The organism is Aliisedimentitalea scapharcae (assembly GCF_045277565.1).
GTDB lineage: Bacteria > Pseudomonadota > Alphaproteobacteria > Rhodobacterales > Rhodobacteraceae > Aliisedimentitalea > Aliisedimentitalea scapharcae.
In genome coordinates this window covers 1,607,837-1,633,639 of the sequence record NZ_CP123584.1, presented here as the reverse complement: position 1 = coordinate 1,633,639, position 25,803 = coordinate 1,607,837, and the positions used below count along the sequence as shown (strand labels likewise).

Annotated in this window: 25 protein-coding genes and 1 tRNA gene; 10 read left to right on the top strand and 16 right to left on the bottom strand. The window is 58.7% G+C overall.

Going from position 1 to position 25,803, the window contains the following annotated elements:
* Nucleotides 1–207: 207 nt before the first annotated feature.
* From QEZ52_RS07620 to QEZ52_RS07600, 5 genes are all read right to left on the bottom strand, one after another.
* Nucleotides 208–1,413 (bottom strand): FliM/FliN family flagellar motor C-terminal domain-containing protein, encoded by a 1,206-nt coding sequence (locus QEZ52_RS07620; RefSeq protein WP_406649089.1) that lies wholly within the window; start codon nucleotides 1,411–1,413, stop codon nucleotides 208–210.
* Nucleotides 1,414–1,532: 119 nt separating this feature from the next.
* A complete protein-coding gene (locus QEZ52_RS07615; protein ID WP_406649088.1) occupies nucleotides 1,533–4,202 on the bottom strand; it encodes an ATP-binding protein in 2,670 nt (889 codons plus the stop codon).
* The gene (locus QEZ52_RS07610; RefSeq protein ID WP_406649087.1) at nucleotides 4,202–4,564 is read right to left on the bottom strand and encodes a hypothetical protein; all 363 of its coding nucleotides are present in this window, start codon (nucleotides 4,562–4,564) and stop codon (nucleotides 4,202–4,204) included. Before QEZ52_RS07610 ends, QEZ52_RS07615 begins: the two co-directional genes overlap by 1 nt.
* A complete protein-coding gene (locus QEZ52_RS07605; protein WP_406649084.1) occupies nucleotides 4,561–4,941 on the bottom strand; it encodes a response regulator transcription factor in 381 nt (126 codons plus the stop codon). Before QEZ52_RS07605 ends, QEZ52_RS07610 begins: the two co-directional genes overlap by 4 nt.
* Before the next feature lie 93 nt (nucleotides 4,942–5,034).
* Nucleotides 5,035–6,342: a helix-turn-helix transcriptional regulator gene (locus QEZ52_RS07600; protein WP_406649083.1), complete on the bottom strand. Its 1,308-nt coding sequence runs from the start codon at nucleotides 6,340–6,342 to the stop codon at nucleotides 5,035–5,037.
* A gap of 232 nt (nucleotides 6,343–6,574) precedes the next feature.
* Between QEZ52_RS07600 and QEZ52_RS07595 the strand changes: the two genes are divergently transcribed.
* The 5 genes from QEZ52_RS07595 (at nucleotide 6,575) to QEZ52_RS07575 (ending at nucleotide 11,830) form a co-directional block, all read left to right on the top strand.
* Nucleotides 6,575–7,921, top strand: a complete 1,347-nt coding sequence (locus QEZ52_RS07595; protein ID WP_406649082.1) for a substrate-binding protein — start codon at nucleotides 6,575–6,577, stop codon at nucleotides 7,919–7,921.
* Between the two features lie 135 nt (nucleotides 7,922–8,056).
* Nucleotides 8,057–9,088 carry a branched-chain amino acid ABC transporter permease gene (locus tag QEZ52_RS07590; RefSeq protein WP_406649081.1) on the top strand — a complete coding sequence of 344 codons (1,032 nt, stop codon included), beginning with the start codon at nucleotides 8,057–8,059 and terminating at the stop codon, nucleotides 9,086–9,088.
* Nucleotides 9,089–9,091: 3 nt separating this feature from the next.
* Nucleotides 9,092–10,294, top strand: a complete 1,203-nt coding sequence (locus QEZ52_RS07585; protein WP_406649080.1) for a branched-chain amino acid ABC transporter permease — start codon at nucleotides 9,092–9,094, stop codon at nucleotides 10,292–10,294.
* A gap of 12 nt (nucleotides 10,295–10,306) precedes the next feature.
* Nucleotides 10,307–11,062 (top strand): ABC transporter ATP-binding protein, encoded by a 756-nt coding sequence (locus QEZ52_RS07580; protein ID WP_406649079.1) that lies wholly within the window; start codon nucleotides 10,307–10,309, stop codon nucleotides 11,060–11,062.
* A 12-nt stretch (nucleotides 11,063–11,074) separates the two neighbouring features.
* Nucleotides 11,075–11,830 carry an ABC transporter ATP-binding protein gene (locus tag QEZ52_RS07575; protein ID WP_406649078.1) on the top strand — a complete coding sequence of 252 codons (756 nt, stop codon included), beginning with the start codon at nucleotides 11,075–11,077 and terminating at the stop codon, nucleotides 11,828–11,830.
* Between the two features lie 104 nt (nucleotides 11,831–11,934).
* Here QEZ52_RS07575 and QEZ52_RS07570 read toward each other — a convergent pair whose 3' ends face one another.
* The gene (locus QEZ52_RS07570) at nucleotides 11,935–12,333 is read right to left on the bottom strand and encodes a DUF2147 domain-containing protein (protein ID WP_406649077.1); all 399 of its coding nucleotides are present in this window, start codon (nucleotides 12,331–12,333) and stop codon (nucleotides 11,935–11,937) included.
* Nucleotides 12,334–12,477: 144 nt separating this feature from the next.
* Between QEZ52_RS07570 and hisA the strand changes: the two genes are divergently transcribed.
* Nucleotides 12,478–13,200 (top strand): 1-(5-phosphoribosyl)-5-[(5-phosphoribosylamino)methylideneamino] imidazole-4-carboxamide isomerase, encoded by a 723-nt coding sequence (gene hisA / locus QEZ52_RS07565; protein ID WP_406649076.1) that lies wholly within the window; start codon nucleotides 12,478–12,480, stop codon nucleotides 13,198–13,200.
* Nucleotides 13,201–13,331: 131 nt separating this feature from the next.
* On the opposite strand, the gene QEZ52_RS07560 is transcribed toward hisA, so the two are convergent.
* On the bottom strand, nucleotides 13,332–14,039 hold the full coding sequence (locus tag QEZ52_RS07560) for an SDR family oxidoreductase (RefSeq protein WP_406649075.1): 708 nt from the start codon (nucleotides 14,037–14,039) through the stop codon (nucleotides 13,332–13,334).
* A 123-nt stretch (nucleotides 14,040–14,162) separates the two neighbouring features.
* On the opposite strand from QEZ52_RS07560, the gene gcvA reads away from it, so the two are divergent.
* From gcvA to QEZ52_RS07545, 3 genes are all read left to right on the top strand, one after another.
* Nucleotides 14,163–15,059, top strand: a complete 897-nt coding sequence (gene gcvA, locus QEZ52_RS07555; protein ID WP_406649074.1) for a transcriptional regulator GcvA — start codon at nucleotides 14,163–14,165, stop codon at nucleotides 15,057–15,059.
* A 593-nt stretch (nucleotides 15,060–15,652) separates the two neighbouring features.
* Nucleotides 15,653–16,414 carry an imidazole glycerol phosphate synthase subunit HisF gene (hisF, locus tag QEZ52_RS07550; RefSeq protein ID WP_406649073.1) on the top strand — a complete coding sequence of 254 codons (762 nt, stop codon included), beginning with the start codon at nucleotides 15,653–15,655 and terminating at the stop codon, nucleotides 16,412–16,414.
* Between the two features lie 10 nt (nucleotides 16,415–16,424).
* Nucleotides 16,425–16,742: a phosphoribosyl-ATP diphosphatase gene (locus QEZ52_RS07545; protein ID WP_406649072.1), complete on the top strand. Its 318-nt coding sequence runs from the start codon at nucleotides 16,425–16,427 to the stop codon at nucleotides 16,740–16,742.
* A 229-nt stretch (nucleotides 16,743–16,971) separates the two neighbouring features.
* Here QEZ52_RS07545 and QEZ52_RS07540 read toward each other — a convergent pair whose 3' ends face one another.
* The 4 genes from QEZ52_RS07540 to rlmB all read right to left on the bottom strand — a co-directional run bounded on the left by QEZ52_RS07540 (nucleotide 16,972) and on the right by rlmB (nucleotide 19,380).
* Complete coding sequence (locus QEZ52_RS07540; RefSeq protein WP_406649071.1) at nucleotides 16,972–17,442, bottom strand: CoA-binding protein; 471 nt, start codon at nucleotides 17,440–17,442, stop codon at nucleotides 16,972–16,974.
* 273 nt (nucleotides 17,443–17,715) lie between these two features.
* Nucleotides 17,716–18,159, bottom strand: a complete 444-nt coding sequence (locus tag QEZ52_RS07535; protein ID WP_406649070.1) for a YHS domain-containing (seleno)protein — start codon at nucleotides 18,157–18,159, stop codon at nucleotides 17,716–17,718.
* Between the two features lie 114 nt (nucleotides 18,160–18,273).
* Nucleotides 18,274–18,540 (bottom strand): hypothetical protein, encoded by a 267-nt coding sequence (locus QEZ52_RS07530; RefSeq protein WP_406649069.1) that lies wholly within the window; start codon nucleotides 18,538–18,540, stop codon nucleotides 18,274–18,276.
* Between the two features lie 63 nt (nucleotides 18,541–18,603).
* Nucleotides 18,604–19,380 carry a 23S rRNA (guanosine(2251)-2'-O)-methyltransferase RlmB gene (rlmB, locus tag QEZ52_RS07525; RefSeq protein ID WP_406649068.1) on the bottom strand — a complete coding sequence of 259 codons (777 nt, stop codon included), beginning with the start codon at nucleotides 19,378–19,380 and terminating at the stop codon, nucleotides 18,604–18,606.
* 119 nt (nucleotides 19,381–19,499) lie between these two features.
* On the opposite strand from rlmB, the gene QEZ52_RS07520 reads away from it, so the two are divergent.
* A tRNA-Tyr gene (locus tag QEZ52_RS07520) sits at nucleotides 19,500–19,583 on the top strand.
* Between the two features lie 677 nt (nucleotides 19,584–20,260).
* Here QEZ52_RS07520 and QEZ52_RS07515 read toward each other — a convergent pair.
* The 5 genes from QEZ52_RS07515 to QEZ52_RS07495 form a co-directional block, all read right to left on the bottom strand.
* On the bottom strand, nucleotides 20,261–20,776 hold the full coding sequence (locus QEZ52_RS07515; RefSeq protein WP_406649067.1) for a DUF2478 domain-containing protein: 516 nt from the start codon (nucleotides 20,774–20,776) through the stop codon (nucleotides 20,261–20,263).
* An 86-nt stretch (nucleotides 20,777–20,862) separates the two neighbouring features.
* On the bottom strand, nucleotides 20,863–21,618 hold the full coding sequence (locus tag QEZ52_RS07510) for an NnrU family protein (protein ID WP_406649066.1): 756 nt from the start codon (nucleotides 21,616–21,618) through the stop codon (nucleotides 20,863–20,865).
* A gap of 23 nt (nucleotides 21,619–21,641) precedes the next feature.
* A complete protein-coding gene (locus QEZ52_RS07505; protein ID WP_406649065.1) occupies nucleotides 21,642–23,681 on the bottom strand; it encodes a proline/glycine betaine ABC transporter permease in 2,040 nt (679 codons plus the stop codon).
* Nucleotides 23,678–24,745 (bottom strand): glycine betaine/L-proline ABC transporter ATP-binding protein, encoded by a 1,068-nt coding sequence (locus QEZ52_RS07500; protein WP_406649064.1) that lies wholly within the window; start codon nucleotides 24,743–24,745, stop codon nucleotides 23,678–23,680. Before QEZ52_RS07500 ends, QEZ52_RS07505 begins: the two co-directional genes overlap by 4 nt.
* Before the next feature lie 8 nt (nucleotides 24,746–24,753).
* Entirely contained in the window at nucleotides 24,754–25,713 is a 960-nt protein-coding gene (locus QEZ52_RS07495) for an ABC transporter substrate-binding protein (protein WP_406649063.1), read from the bottom strand.
* Nucleotides 25,714–25,803 lie beyond the last annotated feature (90 nt).

The window sequence follows — 25,803 nt, the reverse complement described above, 5'->3', positions numbered from 1 at the left end:
GTCGCGGATCCAGCGTGGAACCGGACGATGTGCCGGTGATGAACTGCCGCCCTTGGGCTAGGCTCGCAGCAGCCATTGGTCCAGGTGGCTATCCACTTTGATCAACAGATCGGCATGGTCCTCCTATTGTTCTTTGGACTTTTTAGGGGGGTGGGGCAATTCTTGCGTATTCTGAGATCCTGGGCGTTGCGCCGCGGTGGCACGGCACTATCCGTTTGGGCTCACCCCCTCCAAACCCGCCAGTTCTGAAATTTCCGCGGCCACCTGTTCCGGTGTCAGGACCGAAAAATCCTCTGCGGTGTCCATGGGCGCGTTCAGGGTGTCTCCGATTGTACCTTCGACTTCGGAATGAACGCTCGCCTCCTGTGCGGTTTCGATCGTCACCACCTTGTTTGCAGAGTGCTGTTGCGGTGCCTCCGACCCATCCGCAGAGGTGCCGGAATGCCCTGGAAGGTCAACGGGGCCGATATGGGCGGCAAACTCGCCTGGATCTGCATCCCGAACAATGCGGCGTCGCCCGGTGGCATGCAGGCGCACAGCCCGAGCGCCCGCCGCCTGCCCAAGCCGTCCAAACGCCACCGTGCTCCCGTCAATTCCAGTGATTTCAGTACCATTCAACGTCGCGGCCGCCAGCGGCAGAACCTTCCCGGGTTTCAACGCCATCAGGTCTTCGAGCGACAATTGCATACGGGTCAGAACCGCCGACAATTCAGCCCGGACCACACCAGCGCTGCCGCTCAGATCGGCCACGTCCTGTTGGGCATCAGAAGCGGTTTCTTCCTCTGGAAGATCCGGCATGTCAGGCAGGATCAAACACATGTGCCCCTGTGTGCGACCAACAGCCAGATCCAGTGTGAGTTCAAAAACAAGGTATCTTTCTGCCTCGAGCATCAAGGACAGGCTTCGCACATCGTCAACCCGCGCCCCGAACCGAAACCCCCGGATCTGATGCAGATCGGGCGATTCGCCCAGATTGCGTTCAGCCCGGGTCAACATGCCGTCGATCAGGGGCGCAATCATGGCCGCATCCGTCCCGGTATAATTTCGTGCGACGGATGACGGGCCAGACACCTGCCCCATGGTTTGTTGCTGAATGGCCGCTGTTACAGCCGCACCATCCATCGCAATCGCCCCTGGACACCCATCCGGACCATCCAGGAGGAGCAACAGCTGACCATCGACCAGACAGCCGCTCAGCCCATCCGGGGCGCACAGCGCCTGTTTGGCACCGATCACCGCCAGGGGCAGGTCGTACAAGTCTTCGGCTGCGCGGGCCAAGGCCCGCCGCACAGCCCGCAAAATCGCCCGCGAGTCCCCCGAAGGTTCTTCCGCGGGCCTGCCCGCAGACAGTTTCCTGCGCAAAACCGTTTCGGTTGCGTCGTGACCTGTATCATTGTCCGCGGTGTCGGTCATATTCTGGTCCAGCCTACCATCCAGCCCTCCTGGATCAGATCTAACCCGCGGTTGGTTACGAATGTCTTTAAATTCAGAGGATTTTCAGGCCCATCACCGGAATAGAAAACGTGGTGATCCTAGGGCGTCCCGAGCGGCAAGCTGACGCGAAATGCGCCGCCGCCCTGCCCGTTCAGATATTGCACATCTCCGTTCAGACGCTGCATGATCTCGCGGCAAATCGCCAACCCCAACCCTGCACCACCAGCCTTTTCCGAACTAACACGGGCGAATTTTTCAAACACCATCTTTTGCGCATCGGCCGGAATGCCACTGCCGTTGTCGACAAAATCCACGTAAACCATGGCCCCGACCCGACGCACTTCGATCCTGAGTTCAGGTGCCTGCGCATCACAATATTTCTGAGCATTGGCAATGACGTTGATAAACACCTGGGCCAGCCGGTCCAGATCCGAGCTCAACGTCACGGATTCGCCGATGGGGTCGCGCCTCACCGTCAACGGTCTATCCGACCCGGCCAGGGCCGCAGACACCGAATGATCCAGCACATCGCCCAGTTCGCCCTGTCGTATGTTCAGGCTGACCTGACCGCTTTCCAACACACTGAGATCCAACAAGTCATCCAGCAGCCGGGTCAACCGCACGGCCTCGCTGTGGATGATGGTGGAATATCGGATCTGGTCATCTATCTCCAACCCGTCTGCGTCGCGCAAAATTTCAGAAAACGCCCGGATCGACGTCATCGGTGTGCGCAATTCGTGGCTGACCTGACTGAGAAACGCATCCTTTTGCAACGAAATCTGGGTCAGCTTTTCATTGGCTTCGCGCAGTTGTCCGGCCGTACGGGACAATTCGGCCGATTTCTGTTCCAGCTGGTTGGAATATTCCAGCATCTGCTGGGTTTCATCCGCCACGGCCAACAGATCTTCGACCGACACGGACGATCCGCCAACAATCTGACCAATCATCGCATGCGCCGCGGCCGCACCGACCGAGCCGCTGAGTTCGCGCTCCAGATTTTCCAGAAACCCGGGCGTGGGCTCTGGCAGATGGCCCGGCCCGCCTTGACGTTGGGCCTCCTTGGCAAAAAAGGCCTGGGCCTCGTCCGCGCCCAGAATACGCTGGGACATGATCATCAGATCTTCGGATTGAGCAACCGATCCTGTCCAGCCACGCGGACCTGTGGAGTGTTCAAACACATTCACGAATTGCGCCCCCTGCAGGCGTTCCAATGGGCTGGGAAAGCTGAGCAACGACCCAATACAGAACGTGGCGGTGTTCAGCCCCATGCTCCAGATCACCGCATGAATGGTCGGGTCCAGCCCCTCGATCCAGAACAGCGCCTGGGGGCGCAGTCCGCTGAGTCCGAACAACCCGTCGCGCAAGATTGTTTCCGGCATCAATGCCCCACCAAGGTTGGGCAACAACATGGTGAACAACCAAAGACCAAACCCGGTGCTCAACCCCGCCAGCGCCCCTATGCGGGTGGCTCCTCGCCAAAACAGCCCCCCCACCAACGCGGGCAGAATCTGGGCAATACCGGCAAAGGAAATCAACCCGATGGCGGCCAATGCCGCGCCGCCACCCGACAGAGTGTAATAGACATACCCCAACGCCATCACACCAGCGATCGAAATTCGCCGCGCCATCAGGACCACATTGCGGACATCACCTGACACAGACACCGCTGTCCCGCGCGAGCGCAGCCAGATCGGCATCACGATATGGTTCGACACCATGGTCGACAGCGCCATGGCTGCGACGATCACCATCGAAGTCGCAGAACTGAAACCGCCGAGAAACGACAGCATCGCCAGCTTTTCCTGCCCCTGGCTGAGCGGGATGGTCAGAACGAACAAGTCCGGGTTGGCCGAGGCTGGCATAATATCCAGACCAATTGCGGCAATGGGCAGAACGAACAGGCTGATCAGCAGCAAGTACAACGGAAAGGCCCATGACGCGATGCGCAGATGGCGTTCATCGACGTTCTCGACCACCATGACCTGGAACATACGCGGCAGGCACAAAAAGGCGGCAGCCGACAAAAAGGTGATGCCGACCCACCGGGTGCCATCAACCTCCCAGCGACCAATCTTGGAGGCGTCGATCGCCGCCAAAGTTTCCGTAACCCCACCGGCCAGCCCCCAAACCACAAAAATCCCCACAGCCAGCAGCGCCACCAGCTTCACCACCGCTTCGAGAGCGACGGCCGTGACAACGCCGTGGTGGCGTTCATTTGCGTCCAGATTGCGGGTCCCGAACAGGATGGCAAACACGGCCAGCCCCGCCGCAACCCAGAACACCGAGGACCCCGGCATATAGCTTGTTCCGGGGTCGGCCTCGGCAAAAATTTCAAAGGACAGGGTGATCGACTGCAATTGCAGCGCGATATAGGGCGTCACCCCAACTACGGCCAGAATGGTGACACCAATCGCCAGCAGGTTGGATTTCCCATAGCGCGATGAAATCAGGTCGGCAATCGACGTGACCCGCTGACTGCGTCCCACCCGGATCAGCTTGCGCAGCCCCCACCACCAGGCCGCCATGACCAAAGTGGGCCCAAGATAGATGGTGACAAATTCCAGCCCAGACCGCGCCGCATACCCGACGGCCCCATAAAAGGTCCAAGCCGTACAGTAGATCGACAGCGACAGCGTATAAATCAGCGGCGAGCGCAACCAGCGCGCCGCCGCGCCGCGCACGGCATAACGGTCGGCAGCAAACGCCACGAGGAACAAAAGGACCACATACCCCAGGCACACCCCGACAAGCAGATTGAGCGACGCCATCACCCGTGCTCCTCGTCCGCCGTATTCTTAGGCGATTGTGGCGTCGTCACCCAGCTTTCGGCCCAGCGGCGCACCGCGACGCCAAACAAAGCGTTCACACAGATGAGCAAGGCCCAGACCACAAAGATATAGATAACCGCCCGCGATGTCGGAACCGGGTCGGCCGACGCCCCGCCTAGCAGCCAGAACAGTGGTACCAGAAACAGGACCGACCCCAGGATCGGCAACAGCTTGGCCACATCCATCAACCGGCGCCGCCGATACGAACGATGTTCCAGAAACAGCGCCTTGCTGGGTTGCGCCGCAGATTGCACGCGCGGCTGTCCGACACGCGGTTCGCCGTCTCGATCCGGCACAGTCATGGGCGGGGCGCTTGGGCATACAGATCCCGAACGGCGTCCATGACCTCGGCATTGGAAAAGGGTTTGGTCATGAACCGGTTAACCCCGGCCTTTTCCGCCATTTCCCGATCCCGTGCCTGGCCCCGCGCCGTCAGCATCAGCACCGGCAGGGTTTTAAAGCTGTCTTCCTCGCGCAGGTCGCGCAGGATCTCCATGCCATTCTTGCCCGGCAGCATCACATCCAGGATCACCAGATCCGGCTGTGCAGCCCGGATCACATCCATTGCATCGCTGCCGTTGGAATGGGTATCGACCTGCCACCCGTCCCGGGTCAGAAGAAAACGGATCGCCTCTATGATATTCGGCTCATCTTCGATCAGCACAACACGTCGGCTCATCCCTGGTCATCCTCCCCCGGCGGACCCTTGTTGTGTCAGGTCCTGATATTTGATTGTCCCGTCCCGCAGATTAGCCGTGTGGTTGACGACCTGTCAAAACTCTTCGCTCAGAATGGACGGCTCACGTCGTGCGCCGCACTCCTTGCGCGGACACACCCGGCATGAACTGCCCACGGGCAGGCCAGGCTGGTCCCCCGCTTGGGCCGCCGGCACCGGCAGGATCAACATCGCCGCGTGATACAGCGGATCACGGTCAAAATCGAGCGCCTCGCGCGGCCAGCAGATTGCCAGACAGTCAAAGCTGGCCGTGGTCTGACCGGCCTGGGACACCCGTCGCCGAATGGGCAGGTTCGGGCGGGTAAAGGCAGTAAACACAGGCCACAATGGACAGGATGCCCCAAATTTGGGCAGGGCAAAATCCGTTACAGGTTTACGAAACAGGATAGACCCCGACCCATCAGAAATTACCAGCCCGACTTCGCCCCCGGTGACGCTGGCCGGCATGACGGCGAGCCTGCGAAAGACCGTTTGCAGGCTACAGGCAAAGATATCCGCCAATTTGACCGGGTCCACCCCGACCTGTTCCAGGGCCTTTTGGAACCGGTCCAACGGCAGCTCTTGCGCATCCGCGACATATTGCGCCAAGGCTGCGCGTGCGATGATCTGGGCCGACGAAGACCCCAATTCAACCGCACCCGAGACCAGAGCGTCAATGTCACCGCCAGCCCCCTCCAATTCGGGAAAATGAAAATCATGGGCTTGGAAAAAGGCTTCGACTTCTTCCTGCGGCACGCCACGGCGATCTTCACCTGTGTCGCTTTCATCCAGAAAATTCACCAGCGCACGGGAGCTTTCGGCCAGGCGCAGGCTGTCCTCATTCAGGTTCTTGTGAAACCGGTCCCGCCATTCCGGTTCGATCTCGCCGGTTTCGGCCAGAATCGATGCGGTTGAACGGATCGCGGCCGCCGTGGACAGCACCTCGTGCAGCGACGCGGCCAAATGCGGGTCATGGGTCAGCCGGTCCGACAATGTCTGGACCGTTCGCTCCAACGAAGCGACCCGGCGGTGTTCACCGGCGAGCACCTCGGCCCAGCCGGGAAAACGGCCTGCAAATTCATCAGCACGGTCGGTTTCCGCCACTTGGGACACCGCATCTGCGGCGGCTTCGCGCAGGGTGGCAATCAGCGCGGCCTCAGCCCCTTCGGTCAGCATCGAAGGCTCGACCCCCAGAACCTGGGCAATATCCACCAAAAGTTTGCCACCGATTCTGCGCCGATTGTGTTCGATGAGATTGAGGTAAGAGGCAGAAATTTCCACCTGCCGCGCCAAATCGGCCTGGCGCAACCCTGCGATCAGACGGCGTTCGCGAATTCGGCTTCCGGTCAGAGTTTCACGCACCATGGTATTCACTCATTCAATTATACGTGTTTTCAACGGCTTTCTGCGCTGCAACATAAGTTTATTTACAAAAACCATCCAACACCTGTGCAGTTATTTACAAAATTATCGTGTTTTTCAAGGGCCTTATTGCGCAATTTTACATCCCGCGCCCATAATGCATTTGCACAGACATGTGTCTGCGCCGTGTTGGTTGAGGAGCCTCATGGCGCGTTTTTCGAAATGGGAGGAATTCATGACAAAATCCGATGTCACCCGTCGTGGTGTGCTGAAAACCGGTGCTCTTGCTGGCGCTGGTGTTGCACTGCCGACGATCTTTACCGCATCTTCTGCGGCTGCTTATACCAATGAACCCACCGGCGGCACGGTTACCCTGGGCTTTAACGTGCCCCAGACCGGCCCCTATGCGGACGAAGGTGCCGACGAACTGCGCGCTTACGAACTCGCAGTCGAACATCTGAATGGTGGCGGCGACGGCGGCATGATGAACACCTTTAGTTCCAAGGCGTTGCAGGGCAACGGCATCCTGGGCAAGAAGGTCGAATTCGTCACCGGCGACACCCAGACCAAATCCGACGCAGCCCGTGCATCGGCCAAATCGATGATCGAAAAAGACGGTGCGGTGATGATCACCGGCGGTTCTTCTTCGGGTGTTGCGATTGCTGTTCAGGGCCTGTGCCAGGAAGCTGGCGTGATCTTTATGGCCGGTCTGACGCACTCGAATGACACCACCGGCAAAGACAAGAAAGCCAATGGTTTCCGTCACTTCTTTAACGGTTACATGTCAGGCGCAGCTCTGGCACCGGTTCTCAAGAACCTCTATGGCACCGACCGGAACGCCTATCACCTGACGGCGGATTACACATGGGGCTGGACCCAGGAAGAATCGATCGCAGCCGCGACCGAAGCCCTGGGCTGGAACACCGTGAACAAGGTCCGCACACCTCTGGCGGCGACCGACTTCTCGTCCTATATCGCACCGGTCCTGAACTCGGGCGCGGATGTTCTGGTTCTGAACCACTATGGCGGCAACATGGTGAACTCGCTGACCAACGCGGTTCAGTTTGGCCTGCGCGAAAAGATCGTCAACGGCAAACAGTTCGAAATCGTTGTTCCGCTGTATTCGCGCCTGATGGCCAAAGGTGCCGGTGAAAACGTGAAGGGCATTCACGGATCCACCAACTGGCACTGGTCGCTGCAGGACGATGCCTCCAAAGCGTTCGTCAAATCCTTTGGCACCAAATACGGCTTCCCGCCGTCACAGGCCGCCCACACCGTGTACTGCCAGACTCTGCTTTATGCAGATGCAGCCGAACGCGCGGGCACCTTTAACCCCTGTGGCATCGTCGAAGCGCTGGAAGGCTATGAATTCGACGGTCTGGGCAACGGCAAGACGCTGTATCGCGCCGAAGACCACCAGTGCTTCAAGGACGTTCTGGTTGTGCGCGGGAAAGAGAACCCGACGTCCGAGTTCGACCTTCTGGAAGTTGTCGAAGTTACACCCGCCTCGCAGGTCACCTATGCACCGGATCATCCGATGTTCGCAGGTGGCGCGCTGGGTACCTGTAACTCGGGCGCATAATGCGAAACGGTGCCGGAATTATTCAATAATTCCGGTCCGAATTCCGACCCGGAATTCGGAACTGCCAATTGTCAAAGCGCCCTCCCGGCCGATCGGTCAGGAGGGCGCATGTGACCCTCAACCAAGGTGGGGACCATGGACGCAATCCTCCTGCAAATTCTGAACGGGCTCGACAAGGGCTCTGCCTATGCGCTGATCGCGCTCGGGCTCACTCTCATTTTCGGTACGCTGGGCGTGGTGAACTTTGCCCACGGGGCCCTGTTCATGATCGGTGCCTTCTGCGCGGTCACCGTTCAACGCATTCTGAACCTGTCGTTTGAAACAATCGACGAAACCAAAACTGACTTTCTTGGCAACCCGGCCAAGGTCAAGACGGCCTACGTCGAATCCTGGTTCGGCCCGGAAACCGGGGCCGCCATAATCGACTGGTCTGTGCCATTGGCGATCCTGTTCGCCATCCCGGTCATGCTGTTCATCGGCTATGTGATGGAGCGTGGCCTGATCAAACATTTCTACAAGCGTCCCCATGCGGATCAGATTCTCGTGACATTTGGCCTGGCCATCGTGTTGCAGGAAGTGGTCAAGTATTTCTATGGTGCCAACCCGATCCCTACCGGCGCGCCGGACGTGTTCAAAGGGTCGTTCGATTTCGGTGTCATGCTGGGATTTGACCCCAACGCGATCATCTATCCCTACTGGCGCTTGGTGTATTTCGCCTTTTCGGCCCTGATTATCGGCGGCGTGTTTGCCTTTTTGCAGTTCACGACATTTGGCATGGTCGTACGGGCCGGCATGGCAGACCGCGAAACCGTAGGGCTGCTGGGCATCAACATCGATCGCCGGTTCACCATCATGTTCGGGGTCGCGGCAGCCGTCGCAGGGCTGGCCGGGGTGATGTATGCGCCTATCAATTCACCCAATTATCACATGGGCATGGACTTCCTGGTTCTCAGCTTTGTTGTGGTGGTTGTCGGCGGTATGGGCTCGTTGCCCGGAGCGGTTCTGGCGGGCTTCCTGCTGGGCGTTCTGGAGAGTTTTGCCTCGATGAACGAAGTCAAATCGATCATCCCCGGCATCGACCAGATCATCATCTATGTGGTCGCAATCATCATTCTGCTCACCCGTCCACGGGGTCTGATGGGCCGCAAAGGCGTGATGGAGGATTAAGCAATGTTCGGACTGGACAAAAAAGACACCACCCTGCTGATCATCGTCGCCTGTCTGGCGCTGTTCGCACCCTTCATCCTGAACCCATTCCCCACGGGCAGCGCCATGGCGCAGTTCAACGCGGGCTATCCCGACCTGATGCAACGGTTCGTGATCTTTGGCATCTTTGCCATCGGCTTCAACATTCTTTTCGGCCTGACCGGATACCTGTCCTTTGGTCATGCGGCCTTTCTGGGTGTCGGGTCCTATTCGGCGGTCTGGATGTTCAAGCTCGTTGGTATGAACGTGATCCCGGCCATCGTGCTGAGCGTCATCGTTGCCGGCCTGTTTGCCGTCGTCATCGGCTTTGTCAGCCTGCGCCGCTCGGGGATCTACTTCTCGATCCTGACGCTGGCCTTTGCACAGATGTCGTTCAACCTGGCCTATTCGGTTCTGACACCGATCACCAACGGCGAAACCGGCCTGCAGCTGACACTGGATGACCCGCGGGTTCTGGGTGTTTCCCAAACCGCCGATGGGTCGATCCCGGTCACCAGCCTGTTTGGTCTGGAGATGCGGTCGACCTATGAAATGGTCGTCGGTCCCTGGGCGTTCCAGTTCAATGTCGGTTACTACCTGTGTGCCCTCATCATGCTAGTGTCTTTCTATCTGGCGGTGCGCATCTTCCGTTCGCCATTTGGCATGATGCTGCGGGCAGTCAAATCGAACCAGCAGCGGATGAACTATACCGGTTTGAACACCCGTCCGTATACGCTGGCCGCCTTTGTCATCTCGGGCATGTATGCCGGTCTGGCCGGTGGTCTGATGGCGTCGATGGATCCGCTGGCCGGTGCCGAGCGCATGCAGTGGACCGCATCGGGCGAAGTTGTTCTGATGACTATCCTGGGCGGTGCGGGCACTCTGATCGGTCCCGTCGTGGGCGCTGGCTTTATCAAATACTTCGAAAACATCTTCTCCAAGATCAACGACACCGTGCTGCATCAGTGGTTCGCCTTCATGCCTGACGGAGTTGAAGATTTCATGGTCTTTGTCGTGCATCCGTTTATCGGCAAGGGCTGGCATCTGACCTTGGGTATCCTGTTCATGCTGGTGGTGATCTTCCTGCCAGGTGGCCTGGTTGAAGGTGGTCAAAAGGTCAAAAACTGGATCAAGGGTCGCGGGAAATCCGAAGACAGCAAATCCGGCAAAACCGAACCTGCGGAATAAGGAGCGAGAGCGATGGGAATTCTCGAAGTCAAGAACGTGGGCAAACGGTTTGGTGGCCTTCAGGCGCTGGGTGACGTGAACCTGAGCGTCAAGGAAAACACCGTTCATGCCATCATCGGCCCCAATGGGGCCGGTAAATCCACCCTGCTGAATTGCCTGGTGGGCAAGCTGATCCCCGACACCGGGTCGGTCATGTTCGATGGTCAATCCGTTCTGGGGCGCGCGCCCTATGAAATCAATCAGATGGGCATTTCACGCGTGTTCCAGACGCCCGAGATCTTTGGCGATCTGACAGTGATGGAAAACATGCTGATCCCCTGCTTTGCCAAACGGGACGGCGCGTTCGAACTGAACGCCATCGGGTCAGTGTCCGGACAAAAGGACGTGTTGGAAAAGGCCGAAGCCATGCTGGTGGACATGAACATGGCGGACAAACGGCATATGCACGCTGCCGCCATGTCGCGCGGTGACAAACGGCGTCTGGAAATCGGCATGTGCCTGTCTCAGGAGCCACGCCTGTTGCTGTTGGACGAACCCACTGCCGGAATGGCACGTGCCGACACCAACAACACCATTGATCTGCTCAAACAGATCAAGGAAGAGCGCGACATCACCATCGCCATCATCGAACACGACATGCATGTGGTGTTCAGCCTCGCGGATCGGATCACGGTTCTGGCCCAGGGCACGCCGCTGGTCGAAGACGATCCGCAGAACATCAAGGGCAACCCCAAGGTGCGCGAAGCGTATCTGGGCGAGTCGGCGTAAGGAGAGAAACAGATGAACGTAAAACCCGATTTCTCCAAGAACGCCAATCAGGCGACAACCGCACCGGCCTTTCTGTCGGTGTGGGACCTGCATGCCTATTATGGCGAAAGCTATATCGTCCAAGGCATCAGCTTTAACGTCCACGAAGGCGAAATCCTCGCCCTGCTGGGCCGCAACGGCGCGGGCAAAACATCAACCCTGCGCTCCATTGCCCGTCTGGGCGACCCACAGGTCAAACACGGCGAGATCTGGTTGGATCACCAACCGCTGCACAATATGGCGAGCCACGAAGCCGCCACCGTCGGGCTGGGCCTCGTGCCCGAAGATCGCCGGATTATCCCCGGTCTCACGGTCGAAGAGAACCTGCAACTGGCCCAAATCGCCCCGCCCATTGGTTGGTCGATCGAACGCCTGTATGATCTGTTTCCCCGTCTGGGGGAGCGGCGCAAGCAGGAAGGCATCACTCTGTCCGGGGGCGAACAGCAGATGCTGGCCATCGCCAGGGCTCTGGCCCGTGACATCAAGGTGCTGTTGCTGGATGAACCCTATGAAGGTCTCGCACCTGTCATCGTGGACGAGATTGAAAAAACCCTCATCCACATCAAGGAACAGGGCATGACCACTGTCATCGTTGAACAGAACGCGGTTCGTGCGCTGGAGCTGGCCGACCGGGCCGTGATCCTGGACACGGGTGGCATCGTTTTCGACGGCGCGGCCGCCGAAGTTCTGGAGAACGAAGAGCTGCGCGCCGAATATCTTGCGATCTGAGTTTTACTCCCCGTCTCACCGGTAGTCCCCCTGCCGGTGTTGACCGACTAAAAGGCCGGTGCTGCGCGCAGCCCGGCCTTCTTTTTTTGCAAAACTCAAGGTGATCAGTTCACCCGTTTCCAGGTCTGCCCCCGACAGATCAACCCACCCGCGACACAGCCCTTGACGGTCAGCGCATTGCCACTGAGCGACATTTTGGACGAATAGGTCTTGCCCGAATCCGCGGCCCAGATCTGACCGTCTGAATAGGACCCGCCCCCGTCGGCCTGCATGTCCCAGATCATCTTCTTTCCCTTGTGTTCATAGTCGGTCTGTTCCACCCCATTCTTGTCAAAGGCGGTTTTGATCGTGCCACAAATGGCAGAGCCACAGGGCCCCACGTCCACATGCAGATAGCCCCCCGTATCCCCGGGTTCCGTCTTCCATGTGCCGGCCGCCGGATCGGCCAATGCCGCCCCCGCCAGACCGATTATCACTCCTGCGCTTGCAATCAGTCGTTTCATCGCGTTGTCTCCCTGGCTGTCTTAACACTTGGACCCACTGTGACCCTCCTGTGAAAACCGGGCAAGACTGACTTTGGGTCGCGTTGCATTTCGGCAGGGACCGGTGCATAGCACCCGCGACAGACAGCAAAAGGATGCCGAACCATGATCCTCTACCCCGCCATCGACCTCAAAGACGGTCAGGCCGTTCGCCTTGTGCATGGCGACATGGAGCAGACCACCGTGTTCAACGACAATCCCGCGGCCCAGGCGCTGGAGTTTGTCAACGCCGGGTGTGAATGGCTGCATCTGGTGGATCTGAACGGTGCCTTTGCAGGTGAACCCGTCAACGCCGCCCCGGTGGAAGAGATCCTGAAACAGACCCAGGTCCCGGCTCAGCTGGGTGGTGGCATCCGCGACATGGCCACCATCGAACGCTGGATCGACCGTGGTTTGGCCCGTGTGATCCTTGGCACCGTCGCCGTTGAAAATCCCGATCTGGTACGCGAGGCCGCCCGCGCGTTCCCCGGCAAGGTCGCGGTGGGCATTGATGCGCGCAATGGCAAGGTCGCAACCAAGGGCTGGGCCACAGAGACCGACGTCATGGTCACCGATCTGGCGAAATCGTTCGAAGATGCTGGTGTGGCCGCGATTATCTACACCGACATCATGCGTGATGGTGCCATGAAAGGTCCCAATGTCGAGGCCACAGCCGCGCTCGCAAATGCGGTGTCGATCCCGGTCATTGCCTCGGGCGGCGTCTCGTCGATTGCCGACCTTCAGGCGCTGAAATCCTGCGGCGCGCCGTTGAATGGTGCCATTTCAGGTCGCGCGCTGTATGACGGTGCCATCGACCTGAAAGAGGCGCTGACGGTCTTTCGCGCCTGAGTTTTTTTCTGGTTAAACTACCCCGGAGTGATTGGTGCGGGACTGGGCCATCGGCCCACCGGGGGCAGCGCCCCCTGCCCTTTTTATGTTGCTGTTTCCGGTCGGCTGTCAGGCCGACCGGATGCCCGGCATCACACCGACCGGGTGATGCCGCCATCAACCCGCAGGTTCTGCCCGGTGATATAGCCGCCGCCCTCTGACGCAAGAAAACCAACGGTCGCCGCAACTTCTGCATAGGATTTTCCGTACCGACCCATCGGGATTCTGGCCTTGAAGTCCGCATTCTCCGGCAGGCTGTCAATGAAACCGGGCAGCACGTTGTTCATGCGCAGATTGTCGCCCGCATATGCGTCGGAAAACAGCTTAGCAAAGGCAGCCAGCCCGGCCCGCATCACACCAGAGGTCGGAAACACCGGATCCGGCTCAAAGGCGGCAAAGGTCGAGATGTTGATGATGCTCCCGGATTTCTGCTGTACCATGATTGGCGCAACCAGCCGCGTGGGGCGCACCACATTCAGAAAATAGACATCCATCCCCAGGTGCCACTCCTCGTCGCTCAGCTCCAAAACCGGAGCCCGGGGCCCGTGGCCGGCTGAATTCACCAGCACATCGACACGCCCCCAGGCATCCATGGTCGTGTCGACCAACCGCCCAAGATCTGCATTCGACTGGTTGGACCCGGTTATGCCGATTCCCCCCAATTCTGCGGCCAGTGCCTCACCCTTGCCCGACGACGACAGGATCGACACCTTGAACCCATCCGCCGCCAACCGCCGGGCCGCATCCGCGCCCATGCCACTGCCCCCTGCGGTGATGATTGCAACTTTTTGATCGGTCATTTTTCTCTCTCCAGATACGTTAACTGCGGCTTTCGTCTCAGCTTGGGCCATGCGGCCAGATTTGACCAACCAGAACTTCTGCGATAAGACAGTAGAAATTCTATACTCTATGCGGACGCCCACATGCGCCGAATGCCCCCCCTCAACGCGTTAAAGGCCTTTGAAGCCTCTGGCCGTCACTTAACCTTCAAACGGGCAGCCCAGGAGCTGGGCGTCACCCAGGGTGCCGTGTCTCAACAGGTGCGGTCTTTAGAAAAAATATTGAAAATCAAATTGTTCAATAGAAATCCAAGAGGCTTGTCTCTCACCGACGAAGGACGGCGGTACCTGCCGTCGATCCACCGCGCGTTCGACATGATTGCCGAAGCCACCGATACGATCACCCCCGGAGAGGTCGTTGTGACGATCAGTACGTCGCCCTCTCTGGCAACAAGATGGCTAGTGCCACGACTGGGAGAGTTTTCCGCGCAGAACCCCGATATCCGTATCCGCCTGGATGCCTCGAACACTCTGGTGAACTTTCAATCCGACGGTGTCGACATAGCAATTCGCCTGGGCACACCGCCCTTTGGCCCCGGGCTGCTGGCGGATCCTCTATTTTCCTCAGACGTGATCGCCGTCTGTCACCCCGACCTGGCACAAGGCCCCCAGCCAATCCGTGTCCCACAGGATCTGCGCCATCATGTGCTGCTGGAAGATTCCCATGGTCGCTGGCCGCTGTTTCTTGAAACCATGTGCACGGGGCAGCCGCTGCCGGATATCAGAACCATGACCTTCAGCCACACCTCTCTGGCCATCGACGCCGCGCTCGCCCGGCAGGGGGTGGCGTTGACGCCCAAAGCACTGGTTGACCGGGACCTGAGCAGCAACCGCCTGTGTCAGGCATTTGAAGCAGCGCTGGCAACCGGCGACGGGTATTACATCGTCAGCCCCCGCAAGCCACGTGACCCGGCGCTGATTGCGACCGTCCGCGATTGGCTGCGCAACGAGAGCCAAAACCAAGGGGCGGAAAGCCGTTGATCCCATGGATGCCAAACACGCTCAGATGCCAAAGCGAGAATTCATCGCGTCGCCAGTGATGGGGTAGCGTGACGTGATAGGAAATCAGGCGTCACGGCGAGCAAAACAACTGATCCAAAAGCGGAATGGCTGCTGAGAACACCAAATTGTGGATTGAAGCCCATTCCGGTGTGTTAAACGGGCACCATCAAGCCCGTTGGCGGCGGCTAAAAGGCGGCGACCAACAACCCGGCCTCCTGAGTTGAAACTGTCGCTATGGGTATTGGGCAGATGATCGATGGTCGACGTCACGCGGCCACCTTGCCATCAGCTTCTTGGTTTCATCTCATCAAAAACCATCCCCTCATCGCAACAATCGATAAAGAAGGCCGCCAACGCTCTCAAACCCAATGAAACCAGCCCTGCTAACCCGTTGATTTTATTGACCCGCACCGCGCCAGACTGTCAAACCAAGCGCAAGCAGCCGCCCAGATGTATCTCCGCTGCCCGCCCCCCCTTTGGACCCAAAAAAATCAAGAGCGAAATGACCAATCGGCGCGGGTCGAACCGGAAAACCCCTTCCCCCTTGGATCAAACCGGTCCATAACGCCCCCATGCTGAAAACCCGCATCATTCCCTGTCTCGATGTCGCCGACGGCCGTGTGGTCAAGGGCGTCAATTTTGTCGGCCTGCGCGACGCAGGCGATCCGGTTGAATCCGCCAAGGCCTATGACGCGGCGGGCGCGGACGAGATCTGTTTTCTCGACATTCACGCCACCCACGAAAACCGCGGCACCATGTTCGATGTGGTGAGTCGCACCGCCGAACAATGTTTTGTGCCCCTGACCGTGGGCGGCGGGGTCCGCACCAAAGAAGACGTGCGCGCCCTGTTGCTGGCCGGAGCTGACAAGGTCAGCTTCAACTCGGCTGCCGTAGCCAACCCGGATGTGATCGCCCAAGCCGCTGATCAGTTCGGCAGCCAGTGCATTGTCTGTGCCATTGACGCCAAAACCGTTTCTCCGGGCAAATGGGAGATCTTCACCCACGGCGGGCGCAAACCCACCGGGATAGATGCGGTCGAGTTTGCCAAGCTGGTGGTCGCCAAGGGGGCGGGCGAAATCCTCCTGACCTCGATGGATCGCGATGGCACCAAATCCGGGTTCAACCTGCCCCTTACCCGCGCGATCAGTGATTCTGTGGAGGTGCCCGTGATCGCCTCGGGCGGTGTCGGGACCCTGGACCATCTGGTGGATGGGGTGACCGAGGGCGGTGCCAGCGCTGTGCTGGCTGCATCCATCTTCCATTTCGGCGAATACACCATCCGTGAAGCCAAGGAACACATGATTTCCGCCGGCATCCCGATGCGTTTGAACTGAGGGCTCTGCTATGTCCATCCTGCACGAATTGGCCGCCACCATCGACGCCCGAAAGTCCGCTGATCCCGACAGCAGCTGGACCGCCAAATTGTTGGCCAAGGGCCCCGAGAAATGCGCCGAAAAATTCGGAGAAGAGGCCATCGAGGCCATCATCGAAGCTGTTAAGGGTGACCGAAGCAAGCTCACCACCGAAGGTGCCGACGTCCTCTATCATTTCCTGGTCATGTTGGCAGCCAGGGACGTCCCCCTGGACGATGTGCTGAACGAATTGGCCCGACGCCAGGGATTAAGTGGACTGGTGGAAAAAGCAGCGCGTCCGACGTCCTGAGAGTTTCACCCCACTCCGCAGGCCCACATCAGGCGTGCGTCGTCGCCGTATCTGGCCGCCCATTCATCCCGCCGCCCCCCTGACTGACAACGACCTTGCCTGACCGCACCACACCTTGCAACAGGCCAATTCCACATGTCACCGTCCCACGCGCACGGAGGCGACGCCCCAAGGGCGGCGATGACATAACCTGCGCGCCGCAGGCGCTCATTTGGGTCAGGATATCGCCCTACAGCTTCGAAGAAATGATTCCGGTGGCAAATCCACCCATGCGCAACTCGCCGAACAGTCGTTGGTATTCGATCTTTGGGCAGCGGTTTTGGATAACTGTAACGCCCCGTGCTTCGGCTTTGGCTGCCGCTTCGGCGTGCTCGACCCCGATCTGCATCCAGATCGTCTGTAGATTGGGGAATTCGGCTAACGCCTGATCGACGATACCCGGCACCGCTTCGGACCGGCGAAAGATATCAACCATATCGACCGGCCCTTGGATATCACTCAGATCACCGCGCACGACTTCGCCAAACAACCGTTTACCCGCGTGCCCGGGGTTCACCGGGATGACCTTGTAACCCTTGAGCCCAAGATAGCGCGCCACGTAATAACTGGGGCGGACAGAATTCATCGACACCCCCACCACCGCTATGGTTTTGGTTTTTTTTAGTACCGATTTGAGCAGTGAATCACTGTAATCCGCCATGTTCATCTCCTGTGGCCCGCACACAACCATTGACGCTCAGGCAATGCAAGTCGGCAATCGACACCACACGGGATACAAACGCTATGTCTCCCCGCGACTCCAATTGAGAAATGCCATAAAAAATGCGCCCGGGTCTTGGGGGCCGGGCGCACAGTGTGGAACGAGGGACAGTGAAAAAGACCTCCGGGTGTTCCCGTCCGGGGTCTGTTATTAAATTGGGGTCACACAGGATGGATTTAAACCCTGCTCTCCAACTTGTGACTTTCTGGGGTCTTAATTCCGCAGCACGACAGGCCAATTACCCTGGCCCTTGGCGATATGTCCGTCACGATCCTTACGCCAAATCTGGTGCACCGGCGGGCTAAACGTCAGATACAGGCGGTTGTCCACAATCTCCCACGCCATGGGATCCCCATTCATCAGATACCCATTGGAAACTGCATAAGCACAATATCCGCCGAATTGAGGAGCATACGCACGCGGGTTGGATTCAAAGGCTTGTCGATTTCCATCCGAGACAAACAACCAGGTAACGCCCTTCCACATCACGGCAAAATCGCGCTGACCCGGCATCGGATGGCCCGCTTTGAAGTAGGCGACGGTATCATACCCGCCGATTGCGACCCCAGAGGATTCGCTAAAAATCGATGTGTCCGCCCGGGCCGCAGTCAATGGCAGGAACACGAGCATAATCAGGAGGATGATAAATCGGCGCATGGTGTATCGGGTCAGTCATCTTTGATGTTGTATTTCCAATAAAATGACGTCCCGGCCCCCGTCTGGAAACCTTTCATACGCTTTTGTGATCGAAATTGCAGCGCAACGTCCGTCTCAATCAAAAATGTCTTCGATTGCGTCGAATGCCTCGTCCAACACCCGCGACCACATCCCCTTGCGCTTGCGCGTTTTGTATTTGTTTTTTTTGGACTTGGAAGACTTGTGTGATTTTGCGATTTTGACACCGGGCGCGCCACATCCGGCCGCAGTATGGGCCACAGCGGCGACCACAGTCGATTTCCGTGCCTTCTGCGCAGCCAATGGTGCACCGCAAGAGCTGCACACCAGGGTCGTATGACCCTGGCGGCGCATAGCGGCCATGATGGTGCGGGTTCCACAATAACAGCAGGTCAGAATCTTGTCAGTCTGTGGAATGGTCGCCTCCTATCGCTCTACCGAAGCATATAGGGCGATTGCCGCGGCGTTTGAGACGTTCAAAGACCCAAATCCACCCGCCGCGTCAATTTTGACCAACTGATCGACCACCTGTTTGGTCTTTTCGCGCAGCCCGGGCCCTTCGGCTCCCAGCACCAGCGCCACGGGCCTGTCCTTGCGTCCCTCCAGGGTGGCTTCGATGGTGACCTCGGCCTCTCCGTCCAGACCCAGAACCAGGAACCCCATATTCTGAAGCTCGGCAATAGTGTCAGCCAAATTGCGCATCCGCAAATAGGGTTGACGCTCCAACGCACCACTGGCCGTTTTGGCCAATGCACCCGTTTCGGGCGCAGAATGGTGACGGGTCCCAATGACTGCACTGGCACCCAGCACTTCGGCCGATCGCAAAATAGCGCCCACATTATGCGGATCGGTCACCCGATCGAGCAGCAGAACACGCGGAGCTTCGCGACCGATACAATTGTCGGCCAATCCCCCCCAGTTCAGTGGCTTCACCTCCATCGCGGCCCCCTGATGGACCGAGTTGGCATCAATCGGTACATTGAATTTTCTGGGGTCGACCACTTCGGGTTCGATCCCACCGGCGGCAATGGCATCTTCCAGCTTGGCCCGCGCGTTCAATGTCACAACCAGACGCAATTTCTCACGCTTGGGGTTCATCAGCGCATCCCGAACCGCATGCAGGCCAAACAGCCAGACCGTTTCGGATCCAGCGGCCTTGCGGGCCTGTTCTTTTTCGACGATCCATTTGGGTTTTTTGGCCATTTTCTTCTCCAGCAGGCTTTTTTCAACGCCACGTGAAAATCTTGGGATTTTCCTGTTGACGCTGCTTTTGTCCGCTAGTAATCACGCCCTCACGTCAGGTGCAACAACCACCTGACAGTGGGCGACAGGCCGCAAGGTGTGGCAGGGGACTGTAACTCCCTCGCGGAGACGCACGCCTGGTTCGATTCCAGGGTCGCCCACCATTTCATCCTTTTGGTTGAAGAAAACCACGACCTCCCTGAAGGCAAGAGTGGTTCCTGAGGTTCGAAAATCAATTCTCAGACTGTCTTCCTAAGGCTCGGCAAAGACCAGATTCGGCACAGAATGCTTGAGCGCGGTTTTTCAATTTCACTTATTTTACAACATCTTGCGAAGATAACTCTTGGTCGCTCTAGAAGGCCGCCAAACCGATCCTTGGTTGGTCTCACATATTCAGCCTGATCTGCGAGCCGTTTTTTTGGTTTGGGCTTCTCAGCCTTGGCGTCACGAGCTTTGATCCATGAGGTGCGATTGGATTTGGCCACGCGATCCAGCACGATTACGATCTGACTTTTGGTATCACCAAATTGACCAGGGCGTGTCTTGTTCGCAGATTGTGATTTGCAATGATCAGGATGCGTTGGTTTTTTTGCGCTTCGTGATTCACACATCGGACGCCGACGGTCCGACCAAGATGCCCCAATGCCGCTGAAAGCGCCCCGTCGCACGTCTTCCGCGAATGTGTTGCCGGTCACCGGGAATGAGAAAGATATCTTCGCGCGAAATCATGGTCGGCTTGGTTGCCGAACACGGCACCAGGAAGATCGTGATGAGCGACGCGACCTAAGCCAGCGGTTGAACGCAACAGAGCGCACAAGCAGCCACCCAAACCAAGATCTGATCAGGGGTTGGCCCGAACCCTATCCAACCAGCTCTCCAACGCCTCGACCGTGGGGTCGAGCGCGACAGCCATTCCCTCGCAGTAATCCTCAAAGCGTTTGCGATTCAGGCGGTTGACCCCGGTCAGGACCGGGATCCCGCGGGCCATGGCCTCGCCGATGACTGGTCGCATACCGCGCCCGTCGGCCTCGTGTTTGCCGAATTTGTTGACGATCAGAAGATCCGGCGCTGGCACCCCGCCCAGCGATTGCGTGACCAGCCCGACCGCCTCTTCCAGCGCAGCAGGGTCCAGCCGGCATCCCTTGGACCCGGGGCCCAGGGTTTGAGAAATACGAAACACCTTGCCATCCGGCAGGACCTGCACATCCATATCACACAGCCGGTCATCTGCGCATTCGGTGTTGGTCTGCACGATGCCAACACAGCGCACCGCCTGCTGGGTCAGTTGTGCGGCAAATCCGCTGAGCAACCGGTCGGTGGCACCGCGTTCGGTGGTCATAACATAGGCCAGGTTCATCTCAGGGTCTCTCGTGTGTTGTTGGATGGGCTCGGAGTATCACAGCAGAACATAAGCAGGATTTAAACAAAGCAAAGCCCCCCTTCTCAGGGTAAGGGTGAAAACCCGATGATTGGCAGGTGCAGGTGAAACAACACGACAAAGATGGCGATGGCCGCCGCCACCTGCCACAGACGCGGACGCAGCGCTGCAGGATTGAACAGCGATGTGTTGCAGGCCAGGTCCTGCCAGGCCCCGACCCCCATCAGACGCTGTTTGCGCAGATCCAACATTTTCATCGCCATCACCGCAAACCCCGCAAAAACCCCAAACAGGATCACATGGGCCAGGTCGCCCTTGGCCAACAGATGCGCGCCGGACCATAGAGCCAGCGCCATTGGCAACGGGTGCCGGGTAAACCCAAGAACTCCGGGATTTTCACGGTCGAATTCGCCGCGCTTCATGCCACCAAAACTAAGCGGGTTGGATGTGCCGAGACCTGCCACCGCCAACCAGCAAACCAGCGGCATGATCAGCACCGGAGCCCAACGCCAGCCCTCCCAATCAGGTAGCACCTGAATATAGGGCGCATAGCGCGCGGCCAATACCAACCAAATCAACACACCGATGGACAGGATCGAATAACAGACCAGATAGGGCACCAACCCCATTCGGGCCACCAACCAGGGCCGCACAGGCGGGCGCACCGGGATCGCGTGACTCAGCAAAAAGACGACCATGGCCGCCCCGAATTCACCCCAACCGCCCATCTCTGCCTCTTTGATCGCCGTGTGTTGGCGCACATCATCTGTTGGATTGCGAGGGTTGGCAAGGTGGCCCGGTACACACCAAAGATGGCGCATACCGGGGTTGTTTCAGGCGGGTTTCACAGACCCAATGCGCGGCGGCGTTCTTCGGCAAACCCCTGTACCATCCGATCCGCAATCAGCGCCAGAATAGCCATTGCCGCCCCAGCAGAGATGCCCAACCCGACGTCGGCCTTGCCCAGCGCCAGATAGATCGACTGGCCCAATCCGGTGGTCCCGATCAACGCCGCAATCACCAGCATTGCAAAGGCATAGAGAATGGTCTGGTTCAGCCCCAACAGGATGGTCGGGGCCGCATAAGGCGCGCGCACATCACGCAGGATCTGCCATTCGGTCGCCCCGCTGGCGGTGGCAGCCTCCAGCATTTCAGCCGGAGTTTCAGTCAGCCCGTGGCGCGTATATCGGATCATCGGCACGATGGCATAAGCGATGATCGCCAGAAAGGCAGAAAACTCGCCAATCTGGAACACCATCAGAACCGGAATCAGGAACACAAACAACGGGATGGTCTGCAACATGTCACAGATCGGCTGCACCACCCGCCACACCATGGGGCTGAGCGCGCTCATCAACCCGATACCACCGCCCAGAACCGCGCAGGCAAACACTGCCGCGCCGCTCAGATACAAGGACAACAGCGCCCGTTCCCACAGCCCCGACAACAGGATGGTGCCCAGCAACAGAACCGAAACAATGGCTAACTTGCGCCCGCCCGACACCCAGCCCAACAACCCGGTGCCCACCAGGACAAAGGGCCAGGGCAGATTGGCAATCCCGGTTTCCAGAACAATGGCACCGATACACAGCAGCGCCCCTTGGGTCATGCGCCCGCGCAGCCCCAGCACGATCCCACCAGCAGCCGCAGCCGCAAACAGCATCAGGCTCATCTGTGTGGTCCACTGAAATCCCCAGGTAAAGGGCAACACCGCCTGGTCCAGGCCAATCCTTAACGGCAGCAACCCATAGAACAGGAAATTGTTCTTGAAGCTGGCCAACCAATCGCCGTTGGCCCGGGTAAAGGCAGTCAGCCCATAATCCACGCCATCCGCCACCGGCTGTAACAGGGTAAAGCCTGCTGGATCCGGCAAGCGCGCCCAAAAGATCAGCGAGACAGCGACGCCCAGCGCCAGCACACCAATCGCAACCCGCTTGTCATAGCTCTGACGCCGATCCTTGGCCAAGGTCGCGCTCATCCGGTCGATGACCACGGCGAAAACGACGACGACCATCCCGGCCAACAGGCTTTGCCCGAATTGGGCCTTGCGCATGGTCAACAAAACTTCCCAGCCGATGTCATTAAACCCACCGATAACAGCAGCGATGATCACCATCGACAACGCCGCCATCAGACATTGGTTGACGCCCACCATGATCTGGGTCGAAGCGGACGGTATTTCAACCTGAAACAGCTGCTGCAACCGGGTCCCTCCGGCCATGATCGCAGCTTCCTTGATCTCGGGTTCGACCCGCTCCAATCCCAACAATACATTGCGCGCCATCGGGGGCGCGGCATAGATCGCCGAAGCGATCAGCCCAACCACCGGGCCAAAGCCGAACAACAGCAACAACGGTGTGAGATAGGCAAATGTCGGCACGGTCTGCATGATGTCCAACAACGCCTGCACGGCGTTCTTGATCCGTGGATATTCATTGGCCAGCACACCGATCGCACCGCCGATTGTCAACGCCAAAGGCACCGAAACCGCGACCAGCGCCAGCGTATTCATGCTCTCGATCCAATACCCCGAAGCGAGAACAAAACTCAGCCCTACCAGACCCAGCGCCGCCATAGCGGTGCCCCCCAGGATCCAGCCCAAGGCGGTCGTGGCCCCGATGACCAGCGGCCAGGGCGCTGCTGTCAGCACCCAGTTGGCCCAGTCCATCGGATAGAACATTACTGCGGAAAAGGCGCGCGCCGCCGGCTTCACGGCCTCCAGAAACCAGGTCAGCCCCGCCCCCACCCATTCGGTCGCAGGCAGAACCCAGGCCTGGGGCCAGGTCACCACCCAGGGCGCTGCGTTTTCCAGCACCAGACACAGGACGGCAACAGCCAAGGTGATCAATGCCGCCAGCGCACCTTTGGTCAAACCACCTGTCATGGTGTTTCGACCTGCAACGCGGCGGCGAGATCGGCGGGGTTCACCACCCCGACCACCTGTCCGCCGGCATCTCGCACCGGCACGGGTTCATACAGATCCATACACCGGGCAAGCGCTGCATCCAGAGTCATACCCTGAAGCAGGCCCGGATCATCCGGCCCGTGGCTCAGGTCCCCTTCGGTCCGCATGACCGAAACCACATGAGCATGTTGGCCCTTGGCCACATCCTTGGAGAACTCGCGCACATAGTCATCCACCGGATTCAGCACGATATCGGCAGGCGTACCAATTTGTACAATCTTGCCGTCGCGCATGATGGCAATGCGGTCTGCCAGTTTCAGCGCTTCGTTGATGTCATGCGTGATGAAAACGATGGTGGTTTTTAGCTTGTCCTGAATTTGCAGGAATTCATCCTGCAATTGTCGCCGGATCAGTGGATCCAGCGCCGAAAACGGTTCGTCCAGAAACCAAACCGAACAATCCGCCACCAGCGACCGGGCAATCCCGACCCGCTGCCGCTGTCCACCGGACAATTCACGCGGGTAATGGTGTTCGCGCCCCTCAAGGCCCACCAATTCAATCACCTCCCGCGCCTTGGCGTGACGGTCGGCTTTCTTCTTTCCCTGCACCCGCAGCGGATAGGCGACGTTGTCCAATACGGTCATATGCGGGAACAGGCCAAAATGCTGAAATACCATACCCAGCTTTTTGCGCCTCAGTTCGATCAGCCGGGCCTTGCTGGCCTCGACGATGTTTTCGCCGTCAATGCGGATTTCCCCACCCGTGGCATGCAGCAGATGCGAGATACAGCGGATCAACGTTGATTTTCCCGACCCGCTGAGGCCCATGATCACGAACAGCTCGCCTTCGTGGACTTCGAAATTTGCGTCCTGAACTGCAGGGATCAATCCCTTGTCGCGCAATTCCTGTTCCGCCGCTCCCGGGTCATCCCCTGACCGAGCCAATGCATCGGTCAGGGCCGTTTCAGCGCCCGGCCCGAAAACCTGCCAGACATTCTGGCAGGAAATCGCGGGCGTGTTGGCAGGCCTGTTACCTGTGCTCACGTGCCAGCTCAGTTGGTGGCTGCGTCGACGACGGGGCGCCATTTACCTTCGTTGTCAGCCATCCATTTGGCGACAACCTCCTCGACCGAACCGCCGTCCACGTCGATTGCGCCCATCATGGGCTGCTGATCGGCCACGTCCAGCTGATAGTTGGTCAGGATTTCATGGGCCGCAGGCCAGGTGTCGGCCATGCCGGACCATCCCGCCTTGAAGATACGGCTTGGGGCGAAATCGCAGTCATTGACCGCATTGGGGTTCGGTCCCCAGGCCGGATCATTAAAGCAGGCGTCTTCGCCAACGGGCAGATCAACAAATTGCACATCATAGGCCGACATCGCCCAATGCGGCTGCCAGAAGGTGATCAGCAGCGGCGTCTTGCGTTCGGTCGACGCCCGCAATTCGGCAATCAGCGCCCCTTCGGACCCAGCCGGGATCGCCTTGATCGGCAGGTCCAGACCGGTCATACGGTCCGCGCCCGGTGTACCCCAGTCCGCCGGGTAATCCACCAAACGCCCCATCGGGATGGTTTCAGCCGAGGCAAACACCTGGGCACAGTCTTTCAACGCTTCCCACGCGGGCAAACCCGGACACATTTCGCCAACATGGGCCGGGTACGCGATGCCCTCCTTGGCATCCAGCCCCAGATCTCCCAGCTCGGCCACACCACCACCTTCGACCTTTTTGGCATAATCATCAGACACGTTCGAAGACCAGATCTCCATCGCGCCGTGCAATTCGCCATCGGCCATCGCCTGATACATATTCATGTAACCGGCGGTCACATATTCCACCTGATATCCAGCAGCCTTGAGCATCTCGCCCGCCACATGGGTCGAAACATGCTGGCCGGTCCATTCGTTGATGGCCAGCTTGATCGGCTTGTCCACGGCTCCCATCTCAGCTGCCTGAGCCGCGCCTGCAATCATGCCCAACGCACCCAGTGCGACGCCAAAACCCTTCATTTTCATTTCATCTTCTCCCAGATTGGTATTCATTATTTTTTGGAACTCGGCACAGTATCAGCCGGGGATCGGGTCCAATTTGGCCCCGTGTCCGCG